Origin of the sequence: Planococcus sp. FY231025 (genome assembly GCF_052078085.1) — a bacterium.
GTDB lineage: Bacteria > Bacillota > Bacilli > Bacillales_A > Planococcaceae > Planococcus.
Window position 1 is genome coordinate 1 of sequence record NZ_JBQJJG010000021.1, and the last position, 1,881, is coordinate 1,881.

Below are 1,881 nucleotides of genomic sequence, written 5' to 3' on the forward strand. Positions count from 1 at the left end.
CTCGAGCTGAAGACCCTACTATGTAAAATAGATAGATGACAACACAAAGAACCATTGTTTTCTGGGTATACAAGAAGTACCAATCACAGAACTTCCGAAATACCCACCCACCCAAAAGGAGCTGAAAACAATGGTTCTATCTTCATTTAACCATATTCAGGGGAGCAACGGAAGTCATTGGAACCGCTTGATGCGGGCGGAAAATGCCGGAAAGATCTGCATCGTTGCCATTGATGCGGCCAAGTTTGTGAACACCGCGATGATTTGTAATGTATACGGCGATATCCTGATCAAACCATTTGAATTTAACGCCTCCTCCACCGGATTTACCCGACTGATCAAGGAGGTGATGCAAGCTAAGGATGGTTACGGGTTTGAAGAAGTGGTCGTCGGCATTGAAACGACCGGCCATTATTACGAAGACCTTGTCAGACTCTGTGAACAGGAGAAGTTTATCGTCCGGATCATCAACGCAGCGACGACAGCGCAAGAACGGGCAACCATCTTGAATTACACGAAAACGGACAACCTGGACTTGATGGCCATTACCCAATCCATCTTGCATGGACGTGGACAGACAAGCCAGAAAGCCATTCCGCTGTTGGCTCAGCTCAAAACCTTGTCACGTGCCCACCGGGCACTAATTAATGCACATTCGCAAACCATCAACTACGTCCGCCTTTATATGGACCATATCTTTCGGGAATACCAAGGACGTGTAGAGGAGGTCGATGGGAAACAGGTTCACCTGAACATTTTCTCCACCTTCGACTGCAAGTCCTCTCTTTACTTGATGCGCCATTACCCTCACCCTTCGGACATTCTCGCGTTGGGAGAAGAGGGGTTACGGCGGGTTTCAATCGAACAGAACTTGAAAATACGCGACCAATCGATTGAGCGCCTTACCCGCTTCGCCCATCAATCGGTCTCGAAGCCCAAAGAATGCCTGCAGGCGGAACTTCTCCTTTTACACTTGAAGCTCGATGAGCTGGAATTACTGGCGGCCCAAGCGGGACTGGTGAAAAAAGAGATGGAACACGTTCTTCTTCAAACCGATGGCGGCATTCTGTTAAGTATCCCTGGGGTCGGGGTAACCACCGCCTCTGAATTGACTGCGGAAATCGGCGATTTGACACTTTTCACACGCCCTGAGCAGTTGATTAAGATGGCGGGAACCAATCCCATAATCCGGCAATCAGGCGGCAAAAGAGCCACGACCCATCAAATATCGAAACAGGGGCGAGCTGATTTCCGTGCCGCCGTGTACCGCGCTGGAAAGTCGATGAATAGGCAAAATCCAATGATGCGGAAAAAAGCGGACGAGATGAAAGCGAAAGGCAAAAAAATGGGCCAGATCTATATCGCTTTGGGGAACAGGCTCCTGAGAATCGCTTTCGCCATGATGAAAAAGAAGCAAGTGTACCAGCCGGCCGATTCCGGAGGCAAAAGCCTCCAACAAGTGGTTGCCAGTAAACTGCGGACTCACGAAAAACAAGCGTTATTTTTTCATCGGTATGTGTTGAACTGAAGCGGCGGGAACAAGTAAACCTGCCGGTTAGCCAACGGGAGAACGGCATTTTTCTGGAACACCAGACCACATTGACTTTAGCCCTTGAGGCACTTTGACCTCGTAGTCCAGCGGAATGGGTCTTGTTCCACAAATACGAATAAAACGTAAATTCCCTTAGATTGCATGAAGTAGGGTGTATCCCTGTGGAAACAATAAACAAGACTTTGTGCGTTGTGGAAAAATGCCTTTAGTACGTTCTGTGATTGACGATTTCAATTTTATTCCAGTTGATCTTTGGCTTTGTGTTGTCAAAAATCGGCATAGACAGCGCTTGACTTAAATCACATTAAACGCTGGACTGAGCGAAGCGA

General features: G+C 48.0%; 1 protein-coding gene. It reads left to right on the forward strand.

All coding sequences use genetic code 11. The annotated features are described in order from the left end of the window. The first annotated feature begins 130 nt into the window (after positions 1-130). The gene (locus tag ACTL32_RS18850) at positions 131-1,528 is read left to right on the forward strand and encodes an IS110 family transposase (protein ID WP_441342873.1); all 1,398 of its coding nucleotides are present in this window, start codon (positions 131-133) and stop codon (positions 1,526-1,528) included. Positions 1,529-1,881 lie beyond the last annotated feature (353 nt).